Here is an 18,597-nt window from a genome sequence, read left to right as displayed (position 1 = left end):
CGCGATTTTAGGCAGGCTCTTGGCGCTGGGCAAGGGGGGGAATGGTCGAAACGGTAAAAAAATAACGGGATTTTTTACCCAACTGACCATTCGTGCGATCCAGGTAGATGGCAGGTGAATGAATGGTACGGACAAGGTTGATAAATTGTATTGAGCAGCACGATTCTGAAAGTTTCATACAATTCGGGCGGATGGGCTGAGCAGTGCCGTCAACGGGATGCCCATTGCCAAGCCCGAGTACGTTTGAGGATAAAAAATGCCCTCATATGCCATCAGACAAGAGGTGTTTATTGCTTGGTTAAGGCAAACGGCCAAGCTGTCTGCTCGCAGCATCGACAAGGTTGAGCAGGGGCCTTTGTGTCGGACTTGTTAGGCGCCGGACTGGTTCGCTGAGGGGGTTGAGGAGCGAAACGACCGAAGGCTAGGGGGCTGAGTGAGAAAATCCTGGCCGATAAGTGGCTGTGTCATCGCACGCAGGCGTGGCCGTGCGGTAGTTGAATTGCTGATAGCCATTGGCTGGCTGCAGCAAGGGTAAAGCAAGGCTGCGGCGAGGAATGCATGTGGCAGCGGCTACAAGGAGGAGACGAGCGTGCCACGTGCAGGATGAGAGGGATGGCATCCCCCTCATCCTGCTGAGGTCAGCGGCTCAATCGTCCAGAGTCAGCACCACCTTGGCCTCCTTGTCGGCCTCCTTGACCTGGCTGTCCAGCACGAACAGCCGCTCCGGCGCGATCCCCTGGCGGTCCACCAGAAACTCCTTGGTGTTCTGGGCGCGGCGCATGGCCAGATTGCGCAGGGACTTGGCGGTGATGAGCTGCTGATCCCGCAGCAGAAGAACCGCCTGGGCGCGCAGGGCCGGGCTCTCTTCATCGAGCTTCAGCCGATCGGCCAGATCCCCGAGATCTTCGTTGAAACGGGCCTCATAAGCTTGTGCCAGCGCCGATTGCATGGCGGGGTCCTGATCCAGCAGCTCGAGGTCCACCGGGCCGCCGGTGATCTTGGCCAGCACTCGCTCGAGCTTCTGGCGCTGCAGGATGGGGCGCTCCTCGTTGAAGTTGACCTTGCCGCGGATATTCATGCTGAGCTTGGGCCTGTCCTTGAGGGCTTGCGCCAGTTTGGCCAGTTTCTCCTGCTGGGTGGGGGTGAGATCCGGCTCCCCGGGCAGGAAGGGCAGCTCATCGAGATCCTCGCTGCCGCCCGCCAGGGAGGCGAGCAGCGAGAAGGGGGAGGTGACCGCCTTGCGCAGGGTGTTGCCGAGCACGTCCCAGAAGATGTTGCCGAGGCTGAAGTCCGGCTGATCCAGATTGCCCTTCACCTTCAGGTTCATCTGGATGACGCCGTTGGCATCGCTCAGCAGGGCGACCGCCAGCCCCAGCGGCAGATCCTTGGCCTGTTCGCTTTTGACCTTTTCCCCCAGCTGCAGCTTCTTGATGGTGATGTCGTTGTCCCCCTCCAGCCGGTTGCCCTGTAACTGGTAGTTGAGCTTCATGGAGAGCTGGCCCTTGTCGATGGCATAGCCGGCGTAGGTGCTGGAGTAGGGGGTGAAGGTGGTGAGCTCCAGATTGTTGAAGGTGACGGCCACGTCCAGCACCGGCTGCTCGATCAGCAGGTTGGTGCCGCCGCGGATGGTCACCGGGGCGTAGCGATCCACCTTGCCGTTGAAGGCCAGCTCGGAGCGCTGGCCGGGGATGTTGCTGATGTGGCGGCTCTGGCCGCTGAGGGCCGCGATGTCCACCACAAATTCCGGGCTCAGGCTGCGATCGGCAAAGCGCAGATTGCCCTGCTCGGTGCGGACCTGGGCGATGCTGACGCGGGGGGCCGGATCGCTGCTGGCGGGTTTGGCCGTTGCGGGTTGCGGCAGCAGCAGTTGCTGCACGTTGGTGACCCTGTCCTCGTTGATCTCGATGCGGGCGAAGGGTTTGCGCAGCAGGATGTCGTCTATCTTCACCTGCTGGCTGATGCCGTCATAGTGCAGGCCGCTCAGCTGCAACTGCTCAATTTGCAGCAGGCGCTGGTTGTCGGCCCGATCCAGCACGTTGAGCCGTTCGATATCGAGCCCGCCGCTCAGCTCCAGCTTGCTCAATGTCCCCTTGGCATCGGTGGCCAGCGCCAGCTTGGTGCGACTGGCAAGCTGGCCGTCGCGCACGCTGATGCGCAGCAGATCCTGCAGATAGGGTTGGGCCCAGCTGAGCGGCAGGCCCTGTTGCTTGATCTCGCCGTTGAGGCTGAAGGGGGTGAGGGCGAGGTCGCCGTCAAAGTCCAGTTTCGCCTGGTTGTTGAGCGCCCCGCTCAAGGTGAGCGGGGCGCTCTGTCCGCTCTGGCTGCCCAGCGGACCCAGCGCCAGCGTCAGGGCGGAGAGATCGCGCAGTAGCGGTTTCCCGCTGCTCGATTCGGTCAGCTTGAGCTGGCCCTGTTCGATGCGAGTCTGCTTGAGGCTCCAGCGCCAGGGTTTGCCCGGCGCCGCCGGTTTGGCGGCTTTACTGGTGTTGACCGGCGGCTGGGGGATCAGCAGGGTCGCCAGATCCAGCTGCTGGTTGGCATCGAGCACCGCGCTGACGGCCGGTGCCTTGAGCTCCAGCCGGTCGATCTGCAGCGCCTGCTTGTTGCCGTCGAGCGCGATGCCGGTCAGCGCCAGCTGCTTGAAGCGGGCAAATTCGCCGCCCTTGCGACGCTGGAGCTGCCAGTCATTGAGGGTCAACTTGCCCTTGGATAGTTGCCAGCTCAGCCCCTGCTTGCCCTCGACTATCTGGTAGGCCAGCTCGGCGTTGGCCTCGCCCTTGGCCAGCTTGACGTCGAGATAAGGGGCCCAGAGCGGGGCGAAGGGGGCGAGCGCCAGCTTGCCGAGGCTGATCTTACCCTTGCCGGCGCCGCTCATGATGTCGAGCTCACCGCTTGCCTTGAGCGGGCTCTGCTGGTTGAGGGTGGCGGCGAGCACAAAGGGGTTGGCGCGACCAGGGGCGGTGGAGAAGGTCGGCAGTTGCAGGTCGAGCTCGCTCAGGGTCAGGCTGGGCACCCAGCCGGGGCTGCTCTGCTTGCGGCTGTCTTGATAGGCGATGTGACCCTGCTCTGCCGCCAGTTGGTTGATCTGCACCAGCAAGGGGGCGCTGCTGTCGGTGGTCGCGGCGTCACTTGGCGCGAGCAGGCTGGCTAGCGCTTCGGTCAGGTTGAAGCGGACGGTTTTGCCTTGATCCGCCAGTCGCACCAGGTTGACGGTTGGTTTGACGAGACGAGCCTCGCCGAGGATCAGGGCGCGCTGGCGCCAGCTTTCCCCTAGCAAGGGGATGAGCTGCAGGCGTTCAAAAGCGACGAGGGGCTGCTGCTGGTCATCGAACAGGGTGGTGGGGCCGATGGCGAGGGAGGGGTGGCGCAGGCCGACGTCGATCTCCCCCAGGTTCAGGTGCAGGCCGTAGTGTTTGGCCAGCCAGCTCGGCAGGTGGCGCTGGGTCAGCGTGGGGGCTTGCCATAACAGAATAAGCAGGGAGAGCAGCAGGGCGGCGCAGAGGTAGAGGGCGTAGCGCAGCAGACGGGCACGCAGAGGCTTGGGCATGAGGGTCTCCAATTGATGCGCATAGGGTAACAAACTTTCAGGGCATGATCATGGTGCCACTTGATGCTGTACGCCGTACTTTGTCCAAAGGCTTGCCAATTGCCCGCTCTCTTTCAGCCGGGCCAGCCACTGTTCCAGCTGCTGTACCGAGATCCCGGCGTCCGGGCTGAGCAGGGCTCGCAGCTCATACTGCTGATCCCACCGGTTGGAGCGCAGCAGCTGGCTTGCCTGCTCGGGGTACTCCTTGTCGAACTGGTTGAGGTAGGAGAGGTTGAGGATGGCCACCTCGCCGCGCCCCTTGAACAGCCCCTGCAGGGCGCTGATGTTGTCCTTGACCAGGGTGATATTGAAGCGCTGCTTCAGGGTGCTCGCGGTGGCGTCGAAATCGGCGATGCCGTAGTGATAGCCGCTGACCCCGATCAGCTGGCGTTGCGCCAGGTTGTCAAAGAAGGATTGATCCCGCCCCGGTGCCTTGAGGGCGACGTAGCGCTCGCCACCCAGCAGCAGCGGACGGCTGATGCGCACCTGATCGGCATTCCAGTCCCAGCGGATATCCTCGAACAACATCAGCGAGAAGCGGCCGAGGGCCAGCGCCTTGTAGCGGTGGGGGGCCGAGGTGGGCACGAACACGAAGTGCACATCCTGCTGGATGTCGTTGAGCAGGGCGATGAGATCCAGGGTCAGCCCGCGATAGTGGCCGCTGTCGTCCTTGACGACGAAGGGGGCATAGGGGTAGCCACCGACCCGGATCAGCGGGTGGCCCCATGCCGTACAGCAGAGCAGCAGCAACAACCAGCACCAGCGTTTCATGGGGTATTCCAGCAGGCAGAGTTGATCCCAGATTCGGTTAATCTGCGCTGGTTTTCAAGCTGTTAAGGGAATTAACACAGCGCTGCTCGGCCGCCTCCAGCTCGGCCATCACCATCTGGATATCCTCCAGCTGCTGGCGCAGGGAGTGACGCTTGGCCTCGATGAGCTGGATCATGGAGTTGAGCTGGGTCTTGCTGGAGCGATCGGTGTCATACATGTCGAACAGCTCGCGGATCTCCGCCAAGCTGAAGCCGAGGCGCTTGCCGCGCAGGGTCAGCTTGAGCCGGATCTTGTCCTTGTGGCTGTAGATGCGGGTCTGCCCCTCCCGGGTCGGGGTGATGAGCCCCTCGTCCTCGTAGTAGCGGATGGTGCGCGGCGTGATGTCGAACTCGTGGGCCAGCTCGGAGATGCTGTAGGTCACCTCCTTGCCGGCGAGCCCGTGGGCGAGGGTATTGGACATGGCGGGGCTCCTTATTGCGGGGATGGCTGGCACAGCCGGGTGCGCAGCCGCTCGGCATTGGCGTGCAGGGCCCGGCCGACCCGCGAGCCGTTGGGGCGGCCGAGCTGCTCGCTGACCCACTGGCCGGTGGCGGCCAACTGGTCGAGATCGACGCCGGTGCTCATGCCAAGGCCGTGCAGCAGGTAGACCACCTCCTCCGAGGCGACGTTGCCGGAGGCGCCGGGGGCATAGGGACAGCCGCCGAGCCCGGCCACCGAGCTGTCGATGGTGCGGATGCCGCGCTCCAGCGCCGGCAGCAGGTTGGCCAGCCCCTGGCCATAGGTGTCGTGAAAATGGACCGCGAGCCGGCCGGCCGGGATCTCGTGCAGCACCGCATCCAGCATGGGGGCCACCGTGCCCGGGGTGCCGACGCCGATGGTGTCGCCGAGGGATATCTCGTGGCAACCCAGATCCAGCAGCCGCTCGGCCATGGCGGCGACCCGCTTGGGCCGGGTCGGGCCATCGAACGGGCAGGCGATGACGGTGGAGAGGTAGCCGCGCACCTTGATGCCGAGGCTGCGCGCCTCCTGCACCAGCGGGGCGAAGCGCACCAGCGACTCCTCCACGCTGATGCCGATGTTGGCCCGGGTAAAGCCGTCGGAGCAGGCGGTGAAGAGGCCTATCTCGTCGGCGCAGGCGGCAATGGCGGCCTGCAGACCCTGCAGATTGGGCACCAGGGCGCCATAGCGGGTCGGCCCCCTGCGCGGCAGGGCGTTGAACAGTGCGGCGGAATCCGCCATCTGCGGCACCTTCCTGGGTGACACGAAGGCGCCCACCTCGATGCGCTGCAGCCCGCATTCGGCCAGGCGGGCGATGAGCTCCAGCCGCTGCACCAGTGAGAGGGTGGCGGCCTCATTTTGCAGGCCGTCCCGCGGCCCCATCTCCACCAGGCTGACCTTGTCGTCCCGGCTCTCCTGTGCTCGGCTCATGAGCGCTCCTCCTGCGCGGTATGCTGCTCGGCAAAGCGCACCAGCAGGGCGCCCTGACTCACCTGTTCGCCCTGGCGGCACTGCAGTGCCTCGATCACTCCATCCCGGTCGGCCTTGAGGACGTGCTCCATCTTCATCGCCTCCAGCACCAGCAGGGGCTGCCCCTTGCTGACCGGCTGGCCGGCCTCGACCTGCAACGCCACGACGATGCCGTGCATGGGGGCCAGGATGCCGGGAGCGTCGCCTGCCTCGTGATCATGGTGCAGCTGATGATGCTGATCATCAGCCGAAAAGCGGATGCGCCTGCCCGCCAGTTGCAGCAGATAGTCGCCCTCGCCGAGGGCGTGCAGCGGGTAGCGCTGCCAGCTGTCGGCCTGCTGCAGGCGGATCTGATCCGCCCCGAGCTCGAACGGGATCTGCTCGCCCTGCCAGAGCAGGCTGCCGGCCCGCTCGGCAAGGGTCAGCACTCGGGCCTCCTCGCCGATGCGCACCGCTGCGCTAAAGCTGCGGGTGGGGCCCAGCCGAAAGCCTGCGGCCTGCTGCCAGGGGGAGGCGCCGCGCTCGCGACTGGCGAGCCAGAGGGTGGCGAGCGGCCAGGCGAGCGCTGGGACGGGCAGGGTATCGGTGGGAATGGGCCACTGGGTGTGGTGGCCCATGGCCAATACTTCTGGCTCTTCGCACAGGCGCAGCAAGAGCGGGCCGTTGTGCACCAAGGGGCCGAGTTCCAGCGCCGCCAGCGCGTCGGCCAGGCTGGCAAAGGCTTCGCTGCGGCTCGGTGCGTGGGCGATCAGCTTGGCGATCATGGGGTCGTAATAGGGGCTCACCGCATCGCCGGCACTGACGCCGGTGTCGATGCGCACGCCAGCCGGCCAGTGGAGCCATTGGATGGGGCCGCTGGCGGGCAGAAAACCGGCGGCCACGTCCTCGGCGTAGAGGCGCGCCTCCACCGCGTGGCCGCGCAGCACCACTTCCTCCTGGGTGAGCGGCAGCGGCTTGCCTTCGGCCACCGCCAGCTGCCAGGCCACCAGATCCTGGCCGGTGACGGCCTCGGTGACCGGGTGCTCCACCTGCAGCCGGGTGTTCATTTCCATGAAGAAGAACTCCTCCCCGCACAGCAGAAACTCGATGGTGCCGGCTCCCCGATATGTGATGGCCCGGGCAGCGGCGACGGCGGCCTCGCCCATGGCGCGGCGCAGCGCCGGTGTAATGTCGGGGGCGGGGGCCTCCTCGATCACCTTCTGGTGACGGCGCTGCAACGAACAGTCCCGGTCCCCCAGATAGATGGCGTTGCCGAGGGTATCGGCAAACACCTGTACCTCCACGTGGCGGGCGCGGGCGAGATAGCGCTCCAGCAGCACGTGGTCGTCACCGAAGGCAGAACTTGCCTCCCGCTTGACCGCCGTCAGGGCGTCGTCAAAGTCGGCCAGCTGATCGACCCGTCGCATCCCCTTGCCACCGCCGCCACTGGCCGCCTTGATAAGGAGCGGGAAGCCCACCAGGCTTGCCTGATCGCGCAAAAAGCCGGGGTGCTGATCCGCGCCGTGATAACCGGGCAGCACCGGTACGCCGGCTGCCTGCATCAGCGCCTTGGCGCCCGACTTGTCGCCCATGGCGAGAATGGCGGCGCCGCTTGGGCCGATGAAGCGCACACCACGCTGCTCGCAGGCGGTGGCAAAGTCGCTGTTTTCGGACAGAAAACCGTAGCCCGGGTGGATGGCGTCGGCGTTGGCCTGCTGGGCGATGCGCAGCACCTTGCCGGTGTCGAGGTAGCTCTCCCGGGCGGGGGCAGGCCCCAGATGCCAGGCTTCGTCGGCTTCTCGCACATGCATGGCGCGGGCGTCAGCGTCCGAGTAGAGGGCGATGGTGTGAATGCCGAGGCGCCGGGCGGTCTTGATGATGCGTACGGCGATTTCGCCGCGATTGGCGATCAGCAGGCGCTTAATTGGAGTGTGATGGGTCATGCTGGCTCCCTGTTGTTCAAGGCGCACAAGTGCGAAGCGTGTTGATCCACACTCCCGTTATCTTGACCACAGTTGGCGATCAGCAGGCGCTTGATGGGGTGGTATTGAGTCATGCTTCGTCCTTGAAACGGGGGCGCCAGGCGGGAGGTCGTTTATCGAAGAAGGCTTGCATCCCCTCCTGGGCTTCTAGACCGACCCGTACCCGGGCGATGGTCTCGACAGTTTTCTCTTCGTGCAGGCTGGCGCTGTGGCTCTCGAGGGCGGCCAGCAGCCGCTTGGTCTCTTTCATCGCTTCCGGGCCGTTGCGGCACAGGCGCAGGGCCTGCGCGCGTCCTTCGGCCAGCAGCTGATCCGGTGGGCAGCGCCGGTGCGCCACGTTGAGGCGGCAGGCGGTCACCGCATCGAACGGTTCGGCGCAGAGCATCAGGGCACGGGCCTGGCGCATCCCCATGGCGCGCACCACGTAGGGGCTGATCACCGCGGGCACCAGCCCGAGGCTCACCTCGGAGAGGCAGAAGCGGGCGTCATCGGCGGCCAGCACCAGATCGCAGGCACAGATGAGGCCCAGTGCTCCACCGTAGGCGGCGCCCTGTACCAGCGCCACCGTGGGAAAGGGGAGCTCGTCCAGGGTTTGCATCAGCCGGGCCAGCACCCGGGCGTCTTCCCGGTTGTGCTCGAAATCGGCATGGGCCAGGTTGCGCATCCAGTTGAGGTCGGCGCCGGCGCAAAAATACTTGCCTTCGGCCCGCAGCAGCAAGGCGTGGGGGCGATCGGCGAGGGCCTGGCCGTGGGTGTGGGCCAGCTCGTCGAGGCAGTCGAGCAGCCCCAGCATCAGGTCGGCGTCAAAGGCGTTGTGGCGGGCCGGGCGGTCGAGCACCAGCTCGGCCAGCGGGCCGTGTCGCTCCAGCCGAAAACCGGGCTGGAGAGCGTGACTGAGTGGATCGGACATGTGAACTCCTTACATCCGGAAGATGCCGTACTGTTCCGGGCCGGTCTCGGCCCCCTGACAGGCCGCCAGCGCCAGCGCCAGCACGGTGCGACTCTGGGCCGGGTCGATGACGCCGTCATCCCACAGGCGAGCGCTGGCGTAGTAGGGGTGACCCTGACGCTCATACTGCTCGATCACCGGGGCGCGGATGGCGACCGCCTCCTGCTCGCTCAGGCTCTTGCCCTCGGCCGCCAGCTTGTCCCGGCGCACCTGCACCAGCACCCCGGCTGCCTGCTCGCCGCCCATGACGGAGATGCGGCTGTTGGGCCAGCTGAACAGAAAATCGGGTTCATAGGCGCGGCCGCACATGCCGTAGTTGCCGGCACCGAAGCTGCCGCCGACGATCAGGGTGATCTTGGGGACCCGGCTGCAGGCCACGGCGGTGACCAGCTTGGCGCCGTGCTTGGCGATCCCTTCGCGCTCGGCTTGGCTTCCCACCATAAAGCCGGTGATGTTCTGCAAAAAGATCAGCGGGATGGCGCGCCGGTTGCAAAGCTGGATGAAGTGGGCCCCTTTCTGGGCGCTGTCGCTGTGCAGCACGCCATTGTTGGCGAGGATCCCCACCGGCATGCCGCAGATCCGGGCAAAGCCGGTCACCAGGGTGGTGCCGAACAGCGCCTTGAATTCGTCAAAGTCCGAGCCATCCACCAGTCGGGCGATCAGCTCCCGTGCGTCATAGGGGCGCTTGAGGCTGGTGCCCACCAGGCCGTAGAGATCCTCTATGGGGTAGCAGGGGGGCTCATAGCCGGGGCTGGTCTCTACCGGCTCGTTGCCCAGGTGGGTCACCAGTGTGCGGGCGATGGCCAGTGCGTGGCCATCGTCGCGGGCCATGTGATCCGCCACCCCGGAGTGGGCGCAGTGCACCTCGGCGCCGCCCAGCGCTTCGGCGTTGATCTCCTCGCCGGTGGCGGCCTTGACCAGTGGTGGGCCGGCCAGAAAGATGGTGGCCTGCTCCCTGACCATGATCGACTCGTCCGCCATGGCGGGCACATAGGCGCCACCGGCGGTGCAGAGGCCCATCACCACCGCCAGCTGGGGGATGTTCTGGGCCGACATGCGGGACTGGTTGTAGAAGATGCGGCCAAAGTGATCCCGGTCGGGGAACACCTCGTCCTGCATCGGCAGGAAGGCACCGCCGGAATCCACCAGATAGAGGCAGGGGAGGCGCAGCCGCTCGGCGATGGCCTGGGCGCGCAGGTGCTTTTTCACCGTGAGCGGGTAGTAGGTGCCGCCCTTCACGGTGGCATCATTCACCACCAGCATGCACAGGCGCCCAGAGACCCGGCCGATGCCGGTGATGATGCCGGCGGCGGGCACCGGCTCGTCATAGACCTGCCAGCCGGCCAGCGCCGAGAGCTCGAGAAAGGGGGAACCCGGGTCCAGCAACTGGTTGATGCGCTCGCGGGGCAGCAGCTTGCCACGGGCCTGATGGCGGGCGTTGTTGGCAGCGCCGCCGCCCAAGGCTATCTCCTCCAGGCGGGCATTGAGATCGTCGACCAGGGCCTGCATGGCGGCCCGATTGGCCTCATAGTCGGGGCTGGCGGTGTCGAGGCGGGAGTGGATCCTGCTCATGCATTATCTCCCATCAGCTCGCGGCCGATGAGCCAGCGGCGGATCTCCGAGGTGCCTGCGCCGATCTCGTAGAGCTTGGCGTCCCGCAGCAGGCGGCCGGTGGGGTATTCGTTGATGTAGCCGTTGCCGCCGAGCAGCTGGATGGCATCGAGCGCCATCTGGGTGGCATTTTCGGCGGCAAACAGGATGGCGGCGGCGCAATCCTTGCGGCTGGTGCGGCCCTGATCGCAGGCGCTCGCCACCGAGTAGACCAGTGCCCGGCTGCTGGCGAGGCGGGTATACATGTCGGCGAGCTTGCCCTGCACCAGCTGGAACTCGCCGATGGCTTGTCCAAACTGCTTGCGCTCGCGCACATAGGGCAGCACCACGTCCATGCAGGCCTGCATGATGCCAAGGGGGCCCGCCGCCAGCACCACCCGCTCGTAATCCAGGCCGCTCATCAGCACCTTGACCCCGCCGTGCAAGGGGCCCAGCAGGTTCGCTTGCGGCACCCGGCAGTTGTCAAACACCAGCTCGCAGGTGCTGGAGCCGCGCATGCCGAGCTTGTCGAGCTTCTGGGCGGTGGAAAAACCAGGAGTCCCCGCCTCGACGATAAAGGCAGAAATCCCTTTGGGGCCGGCGGCGGCATCGGTCTTGGCATAGATGACGAAGGTGTCGGCATCCGGACCGTTGGTGATCCACATCTTGTTGCCATTGAGCACGAAGTGATCCCCCTCGTGCAGCGCGGTCAGGCGCATGCTCACCACGTCGGAGCCGGCGCCCGGCTCGCTCATGGCCAGCGCCCCCACATGCTCGCCGCTCACCAGCTGCGGCAGGTAGCGCGCTTTCTGCTCCGCCGTGCCGTGGCGGTGGATCTGATTGATGCAGAGGTTGGAGTGGGCGCCGTAGGAGAGGCCGACCGAGGCGCTGGCGCGGCTCACCTGCTCCATCACCAGCACGTGGGCCAGATAGCCGAGGTTCACCCCGTCATACTCCTCCGCCACCGTGATGCCGTGCAGACCCAGCTCCCCCATGCGGGGCCAGAGATCGCGGGGGAAGACATTGCTCTGATCGATGTCGCCAGCCCGCGGCGCGATCACTTTCTGGCAGAAGGCCTCGACCTGCTCGGTCAGGGCGCACAGGGTCTCGTCCATCACTGCATGCATCCTTGCTCTCCTCATATGAAGGGGATGACAGCTTGGCGGCCGAGCTGAAACAGGGGGCCAAACTGGTCAGTCCATTTGCGATTTAAGTTTACGTTAGCGTAAACGTAAATTGATTGTTAGTCTAAGGTAAATTTGTTGCGCCATGACGGCAAGGGCGATTGCCCGGTCGTGATGGCCCCCGTCACAGGAGTGCCCATGGTCCGTCCGCAAACGGCCCATGATGTGCCAGCAAGGAGAGAGTGCCCATGAACAACCATCAGACCCGGTTTGGCGACGTGCCACTGCACATCGGCGGGGAGGCGTACCCTTCCGCGAGCGAGCAGTGGATCGAGGTGACCGACCCGGCGGATCAGAGCCTGCTGGCGCGGGTGCCGAAGGCCACCTCGGCGGAAATTGAACTGGCGGTGCGCACCGCCCACGACGCCTATCTGCTGTGGCGGGAGGTGCCGGCCTCCGAGCGAGCCCGGGTGATGTTCAACTACCAGCATCTCTTGAAGACGCATCACGATGAGCTGGCGGCTTTGCTGGCTCAGGAGACCGGCAAGAATCTGGCGGATGCCAAAGGGGATGTGTGGCGCGGCATCGAGGTGGTGGAGCAGGCTTGCGCCATCGCCAGCCAAACCCTGGGGGAGACCATGGGCAACGTGGCACGGCGGGTCGACGGTCACTCTTGGGTGCAGCCGCTCGGGGTCTGCCTTGGCATCACTCCTTTCAACTTTCCGGCCATGATCCCGCTCTGGATGTTCCCGCTGGCGGTGGCTTGCGGCAACGGCTTCGTGCTCAAGCCCTCCGAGCAGGATCCGCTCACCCCCATGCGGCTGGCCGAGCTGTTTGCCGAGGCGGGTGCCCCCAAGGGCATTCTGTCGGTGGTGCACGGCGGCGCCGAGCAGGTGGATGCGCTGCTGGCCCATCCCGATATCAAGGCGGTCAGTTTCGTCGGCTCGGCCCGGGTTGGCGGTCACGTCTATCGCAGCGCCACTTCGCAGCTCAAGCGGGCCCAGTGTTTTGTCGGTGCCAAGAACCACATGGTGATCATGCCGGATGCCAACAAGGCGCAGGTGCTCAGCAACCTGGTGGGGGCCGGGGTCGGCGCTGCCGGTCAGCGCTGCATGGCCATCAGCGTGGCGGTGTTCGTGGGCAGTGCCCGGGAGTGGATCCCCGAGCTCGCCGCCGAGTTCGCCAAGGTGAAACCCGGCGTCTGGCACGATCCCGAGGCCGCCTACGGCCCCCTTATCAGCCCGGAGGCGAAAGTCAGGGTGGAGGGGCTCATCGAGGCGGGGATCGCCGAGGGGGCCGAGTGCCTGCTGGACGGCCGTTTTTGCGACGTGCCCGGCTACCCGGTGGGCAACTGGGTGGGGCCGACCCTGTTTCGCGGCGTGACGCCCGAGATGCGCATCTACCAGGAGGAGATCTTCGGGCCCGTGCTGGCCTGTCTCGAGGTGGCGAGCCTCGATGAGGCGCTCGCCCTCATCAATGACAACCCCTACGGCAACGGCACCTCCATCTTCACCGGTTGTGGCGCTGCTGCCCGCAAGTTTCGTCACGAGGTGGCGGTGGGCCAGGTGGGGATCAACGTGCCCATCCCGGTGCCGCTGCCGTTTTTCTCCTTCACCGGCTGGCGCGGCTCTTTCTACGGAGATCTGCACGCCTACGGCAAGCAGGCGGTGCGTTTTTACACCGAGACCAAGACGGTCACCGAACGCTGGTTCGACGAAGACATTCCCAGCGGCCCCAACATGACCATTCAGCTGCGCTGATGGCAGGTTGCCCGGGCGCACCCACTGACAGAAACGGATCGAACAAGTACAAGGAAGCGAACAAGATGGATTTTACGTTGACCCCGGATCAGCAGGCCTATGTGGAGGCCGCCAGCGCCTTCGCCGAGGAGGCGCTCAAGCCCCACGCCGCGCGCTGGGACAAGGAACATGAGTTTCCCATCCCTACCATCAAGCAGGCGGCGGCGCTTGGCTTCTGTGGCCTCTACACCCCGGAGCAGTACGGTGGCCTCGGCCTGCCGAGGCTCGATGCCAGCCTCATCTTCGAGCGCCTCGCCATGGGCTGCACCTCCACCACCGCCTATCTGACCATCCATAACATGGTGAGCTGGATGCTGGGCAGCTGGCTGCCTCCCGAGGTGGCCGAAGAGTGGGTGCCAAGGCTTGCCGGCGGCGAGCTGCTGGGCTCCTACTGCCTCACCGAGCCGGGCGCCGGATCCGATGCCGCGGCCCTCAAGACCCGCGCCGTGCGCGATGGCGAGGATTACGTCATCGACGGCAGCAAGGTGTTCATCTCGGGCGCCGGCAGCACCGACGTGCTGGTGGTGATGGCCCGCACCGGTGGCGAGGGGGCGAAGGGGATCTCCGCCTTCATGGTACCGGCCCAGACCCCGGGCGTGAGTTATGGCAAGGCGGAGGAGAAGATGGGCTGGAACAGCCAGCCCACCCGGGAGGTGAACTTCAGCGCCGTGCGCATCCCCGCCCGTTACCGGCTGGGGCAGGAGGGGGAAGGGTTCAAATTCGCCATGCAGGCGCTCGATGGTGGACGCATCAACATCGCCACCTGCTCGGTCGGCACTGCCCAGCAGGCCCTCGACGATGCCCTGGCCCATGTGCAGCAGCGCCAGCAATTTGGCCACCCGATCAGCGAATTTCAGAGCGTGCAGTTCCGCCTCGCCGACATGGCCACTGAACTGGCGGCTGCCCGGCTGCTGGTACGCCAGGCGGCGGCCAGGCTCGATGCCGGGGCGCCAGACAAGAGCGCCTGGTGCGCCATGGCCAAGCGTTTTGCCACCGATGTGGGTCACCGCGTCTGCGACGACGCCCTGCAACTCTTTGGCGGCTATGGTTATATCCGCGAGTACCCGCTCGAGCGCTACCTGCGCGATACCCGGGTCCACCGTATTCTGGAAGGGACGAATGAAGTGATGCGGCTCATCATCGCCCGCCGCCTGCTGGCCGAGCCCGGGCTGGCGCTGGAGTAGCGGGAGGGCCGCTGTGCCCGGCAGCCCGCCCTGACGACGGGGCTGGTGTGGCTCGACGTCAGGCTTTGTGAGCCAGCTGCAGGTCGGCTCCATTCAACTCTGTCATCATGGGGCAGGTTTTTTGACAAGGACAACGCAATGACAAGGATCAGGCTCGAATATCACGGTCACGTGGCCTACATCACCCTCGACCATCCTCCCGCCAACACCTGGACCCTCGCCAGCCTGCAGGCCTTCTTGCAGATGATGGTGGAGCTCGACAGCCGCCCTGACGTGGTGGCGCTGGTGATCCGCGGGGCCGGGGACAAATTCTTCTGTGCCGGCGCCGATCTCAACATGTTTGCCGACGGCAACCTGGAGCACGCCCGCGAAGTGGCCGAGGCCTTTGGCCGCGCCTTCGAGGCGCTGGCCCGCTTTCACGGGGTCAGCATCGCCGCCATCAATGGCTACGCCATGGGGGGGGGCCTCGAGGTGGCGCTGGCCTGTGACATCCGCATTGCCGAGCAGCAGGCCAAGCTGGGCTTGCCGGAGGCCTCGGTGGGCTTGCTGCCCTGCGCCGGCGGCACCCAGCGCCTGACCGAACTGGTGGGGCCGGGCTGGGCCAAGCGGATGATCCTCTGCGGCGAGAAGGTGAGCGCCACCCTGGCCTACGAGATGGGGCTGGTGGAAGAGGTGGTGAAGGAGGGCCACGCCTGGGAAGCTGCGCACCAGATGGCCCAGCTGGTGGAGCGCCAGAGCCCGAGCGCCCTGCGCGCCTGCAAGCAGCTCATCAATCAGGGGCGCAGCAGCCATCGAGACGCGGCACTGCCGCTCGAGCGCAGCCTGTTCCTCACCCTGTTTGACGATGCCAACCAGCGTGAAGGAGTGGCCGCCTTCCTCGAGAAGCGGGCCCCACGCTGGCATTACGACCAATCCAAGCCGGTAAAGAGTGAGGGAGTGAAGGATGAATGAGGTAATGATGGCGGTCCGCCATGTCGCAGGGGCTGATACCCTGTCTGCGGGGGCTCGCCATGAGTGAGCTTGTGCGCATCGAGACCCACCCCACGGCGGATGGCCACCACATCGGCATGCTGACCCTGGACAGCCCCGCCTCCCTCAACGCCCTGAGCCTTGAGATGATCCAGTTGTTGCAGGCGGCGCTGACCCGCTGGGAGCAAGATCCGTCCATCGTCTGCGTGCTGCTGCAGGGGGCCGGCGAGAAGGCGTTTTGCGCCGGTGGCGACATCCGCTCCTTCTACTACCGCAAACAGGAGGCGAGCGAGTCGGCACTGTTTGGCTATGCCCGCGACTTCTTCGAGCAGGAGTACCGGCTCGATCATCACATCCATCGCTACAGCAAGCCCCTAATCTGCGTGGCGGACGGCATCTGCATGGGCGGCGGCATCGGTCTCTTTGCCGGAGCTGGTTTTAGAGTGGTCACCGAAAAGAGCCTGTTCGCCATGCCGGAGGTGACCATAGGTCTCTATCCGGATGTGGGGGCCAGCTGGTTTTTGAGCCGCATGCCGGGGCGGCTCGGGCTCTGGCTCGGCCTCACCGGGGCCCGCTTCAACGGGGCGGATGCCATCGGCCTGGGTCTGGCGGATCACGCCATGGCGAGCCGCGAGCGGATGGAGCTGCCGGCGCGCCTCGCCACCCTTGACTGGTCTGACTCTGCCGATACTGGCGAGCAGATTATTGAGGGGCTGCTGGCCGGTTTGCAGCGATCCCTTGGTCAGACGCTGCCGGCCCCCGTGCTCTTGCCCCACCAGGAACGCATCGATGCGCTGTTGGCCGGCCGCTCCCTGCAAGGGGTGTTGGCACGCCTCGCGGGGGCCGAGCTGGCCGAACCGGCGCTGGCCCTGGCGCGGGAGACCTGCCAGAGTGGCAGCCCCATCAGCCGTGCCATCCTCTGGCGCCAGTTCTGGCAGGCTCGGCGCCAGTCGCTGGCCGAGGTGTTTGCCGACGAGCTGGCCCTCTCGGTCAACTGCGTGCTCAAAGGGGATTTCGTGGAAGGGGTGCGGGCGCTGCTCATCGACAAGGACAAATCACCCCGCTGGCAGGCCCCGCAGGCGGGCGAGGCCTGGCTGGATGACTTCTATCGTTGGCCCGAGGGGAACAACCCCCTGCGTCCCTGCTGACGGGCGATCACACACAAGGAACAGACCATGACAAGGATTGGATTTATCGGGCTTGGCAACATGGGGGGCCCCATGGCCGCCAACCTGGCCAGGGCGGGGCACACGGTGCAGGTGTTTGATCTGGTGGCCGAGAGCCTGACCCGCGCCATCGAGGCCGGCTGCATCGCCGCCGGCGATGCCCGCGAGGCGGTGAGCGGCTGCGAGCTGGTGATCAGCATGCTGCCGGCGGGCGAGCATGTGCGCAGCCTCTGGCTGGGTGAGAGTGCCGGTGAGCGGGGTGGGCAGGATCTGCTGGCAGCTCTGCCGCTCGGCGCCCTGGTCATCGACTGCTCCACCATCGACGTGGCCTCGGCCCGTCAGGTGGGGGCTGCGGCGCAGGCGCGCGGCATCCGTTTTCTCGATGCCCCTGTTTCGGGGGGGGTGGCCGGCGCGGCGGCGGGCACGCTCACCTTCATCGTCGGTGGCGAACAAGCGGATTTTGAAGCGGCCAAACCTGTGCTCGCTTGCATGGGGCAGAACCTGTTTCACGCCGGGGCGCTCGGCGCCGGCCAGATCGCCAAGATGTGCAACAACATGTTGCTCGCCATCCACATGGCGGGCACTGCGGAAGCGCTGGCGCTCGGGGTCAAGGAGGGGCTGGATCCGGGCGTGCTCTCCACCATCATGGGCAAGAGCTCGGGCAACAACTGGAGTCTCGAGCGCTACAACCCCTGGCCCGGGGTGATGGAAAACGTACCGGCGTCGCGCAACTATCAGGGGGGCTTCATGACCCGGTTGATGGTCAAAGACCTAGGATTGGCCATGGCGCTGGCCGAGCATGCCCACAGCGCCGTGCCGATGGGGGCCCTGGCCCGCAACCTGTTCAACCTGCACGCCACCAAGGGGCAGGGGAACAAGGATTTCTCCAGCATTCTCGAGCTCTATCGGGACAAGACAGCGCCGGATTAAGGGCCGCTATCTACCTTTTTACCCGATAGTCTTTGACTCGACAGTCACCGGCCATCTCACCAGGAGCATTTATGGATATCACACAGAAAGTCATCGCCATCACGGGGGCGGGCAGGGGGCTGGGCCGCGCCATCGCCCTGAGTCTGGCGGAGCAGGGGGCGCAACTTGCTCTCATCGACGTCAACCGCTCCGATCTGGAGGTGACCGAGGCGGAAGTGCGCAGCCGTGACGGCCAGTGCACCCTGTTCGTCTGCAACGTGGCGAGCGAGCTGGAGGTCGAGGCGACCTTCACCGCCATCAAGGGGCAGTTCGGTGCCCTGCACGGCCTCATCAACTGTGCCGGCATTCTGCGCGACGGTATGCTGATCAAGGTGAAGGAGGGGGTGCTGACGGAGAAGATGAGCCTGGCCCAGTGGCAGAGCGTCATCGACGTCAACCTCACCGGCACCTTCCTGTGCGGGCGCGAGGGGGCGGCGCTGATGGCCACCGGCGGGGAAGGGGGCGTCATCATCAACATCTCCTCCATCGCTCGCGCCGGCAACATCGGCCAGAGCAACTATGCCGCCAGCAAGGCGGGGGTGGCCTCGCTGGTGGTCACCTGGGGGAAGGAGCTGGCCCGCCACGGCATTCGGGTGATGGGTATCGCTCCCGGGGTGTTTGCCACCGACATGACGGCGGCGATGAAACCGGAGGCGATGGCCCGCATGCAGCAGGCCATCCCGGTGGGGACCCTCGGGCAGGCAGCGCAGCTGGCCCAGACGGTGCATTTTATTCTCGCCAATGACTATCTGTCGGGGCGGATGATCGAGCTGGACGGCGGCTTGCGCCTCTGAATATCGGCGCTCTGTTGCAGATGCCCCTGGCCCTCGGCGCAGGGGCATTTTTATTGAAACGTTTGTCAGCAGCCGGGTTTGCCGACCTCGGCTGCAAGCTGCATTCTCATGCAGGTCTGATCCGTAAAAACGGGGCTCAGGTCATGGAAAAATGTGAAATATCAACGGGTCTTTCTTAATTTGAACCAGCTCACAGGCCCCCGGGGTCAGTGCTGTAAAATTGCGCGCGGTCAAGACGGTGCATGATTGACGGTACGAGGGATTGCGG

General features: G+C 65.6%; 14 protein-coding genes. 6 read left to right on the top strand and 8 right to left on the bottom strand.

Annotated features, from left to right (window positions below; genetic code table 11):
* Positions 1-646 precede the first annotated feature (646 nt).
* From OKC44_RS10420 to OKC44_RS10385, 8 genes are all read right to left on the bottom strand, one after another.
* Complete coding sequence (locus OKC44_RS10420; RefSeq protein ID WP_270812685.1) at positions 647-3,547, bottom strand: DUF748 domain-containing protein; 2,901 nt, start codon at positions 3,545-3,547, stop codon at positions 647-649.
* A gap of 48 nt (positions 3,548-3,595) precedes the next feature.
* The gene (locus OKC44_RS10415; protein WP_226031617.1) at positions 3,596-4,357 is read right to left on the bottom strand and encodes a substrate-binding periplasmic protein; all 762 of its coding nucleotides are present in this window, start codon (positions 4,355-4,357) and stop codon (positions 3,596-3,598) included.
* Positions 4,358-4,394: 37 nt separating this feature from the next.
* Positions 4,395-4,817 (bottom strand): MerR family transcriptional regulator, encoded by a 423-nt coding sequence (locus OKC44_RS10410; RefSeq protein ID WP_016350898.1) that lies wholly within the window; start codon positions 4,815-4,817, stop codon positions 4,395-4,397.
* Between the two features lie 11 nt (positions 4,818-4,828).
* Positions 4,829-5,785 (bottom strand): hydroxymethylglutaryl-CoA lyase, encoded by a 957-nt coding sequence (locus OKC44_RS10405; protein ID WP_270812684.1) that lies wholly within the window; start codon positions 5,783-5,785, stop codon positions 4,829-4,831.
* Positions 5,782-7,746, bottom strand: coding sequence for an acetyl/propionyl/methylcrotonyl-CoA carboxylase subunit alpha (locus OKC44_RS10400; protein ID WP_270812682.1), 1,965 nt, complete (start codon positions 7,744-7,746; stop codon positions 5,782-5,784). The genes OKC44_RS10405 and OKC44_RS10400 overlap by 4 nt, the downstream gene beginning before the upstream one ends.
* 109 nt (positions 7,747-7,855) lie before the next feature.
* On the bottom strand, positions 7,856-8,695 hold the full coding sequence (locus tag OKC44_RS10395; protein ID WP_270812680.1) for an enoyl-CoA hydratase-related protein: 840 nt from the start codon (positions 8,693-8,695) through the stop codon (positions 7,856-7,858).
* Positions 8,696-8,704: 9 nt separating this feature from the next.
* On the bottom strand, positions 8,705-10,306 hold the full coding sequence (locus tag OKC44_RS10390) for a carboxyl transferase domain-containing protein (RefSeq protein ID WP_270812678.1): 1,602 nt from the start codon (positions 10,304-10,306) through the stop codon (positions 8,705-8,707).
* The gene (locus OKC44_RS10385) at positions 10,303-11,451 is read right to left on the bottom strand and encodes an isovaleryl-CoA dehydrogenase (RefSeq protein ID WP_270812676.1); all 1,149 of its coding nucleotides are present in this window, start codon (positions 11,449-11,451) and stop codon (positions 10,303-10,305) included. The genes OKC44_RS10390 and OKC44_RS10385 overlap by 4 nt, the downstream gene beginning before the upstream one ends.
* A gap of 245 nt (positions 11,452-11,696) precedes the next feature.
* On the opposite strand from OKC44_RS10385, the gene OKC44_RS10380 reads away from it, so the two are divergent.
* The 6 genes from OKC44_RS10380 (at position 11,697) to OKC44_RS10355 (ending at position 18,329) form a co-directional block, all read left to right on the top strand.
* A complete protein-coding gene (locus OKC44_RS10380; RefSeq protein WP_029302904.1) occupies positions 11,697-13,208 on the top strand; it encodes a CoA-acylating methylmalonate-semialdehyde dehydrogenase in 1,512 nt (503 codons plus the stop codon).
* Positions 13,209-13,273: 65 nt separating this feature from the next.
* Complete coding sequence (locus OKC44_RS10375; RefSeq protein WP_241872302.1) at positions 13,274-14,431, top strand: acyl-CoA dehydrogenase family protein; 1,158 nt, start codon at positions 13,274-13,276, stop codon at positions 14,429-14,431.
* A gap of 138 nt (positions 14,432-14,569) precedes the next feature.
* A complete protein-coding gene (locus OKC44_RS10370; RefSeq protein WP_011705948.1) occupies positions 14,570-15,382 on the top strand; it encodes an enoyl-CoA hydratase in 813 nt (270 codons plus the stop codon).
* Positions 15,383-15,441: 59 nt separating this feature from the next.
* Positions 15,442-16,548, top strand: a complete 1,107-nt coding sequence (locus tag OKC44_RS10365; RefSeq protein WP_270812671.1) for an enoyl-CoA hydratase/isomerase family protein — start codon at positions 15,442-15,444, stop codon at positions 16,546-16,548.
* 27 nt (positions 16,549-16,575) lie between these two features.
* Entirely contained in the window at positions 16,576-17,496 is a 921-nt protein-coding gene (gene mmsB, locus OKC44_RS10360; protein ID WP_270812669.1) for a 3-hydroxyisobutyrate dehydrogenase, read from the top strand.
* 71 nt (positions 17,497-17,567) lie between these two features.
* Complete coding sequence (locus OKC44_RS10355) at positions 17,568-18,329, top strand: SDR family oxidoreductase (protein WP_270812667.1); 762 nt, start codon at positions 17,568-17,570, stop codon at positions 18,327-18,329.
* The last annotated feature ends 268 nt before the right edge of the window (positions 18,330-18,597 follow it).

This window comes from Aeromonas sp. S41-2 (assembly GCF_027705845.1).
GTDB classification, from domain to species: domain Bacteria; phylum Pseudomonadota; class Gammaproteobacteria; order Enterobacterales; family Aeromonadaceae; genus Aeromonas; species Aeromonas hydrophila.
Note: the sequence above shows the minus strand (reverse complement) of the source record. Positions and strands in the feature narration are given on the sequence as shown.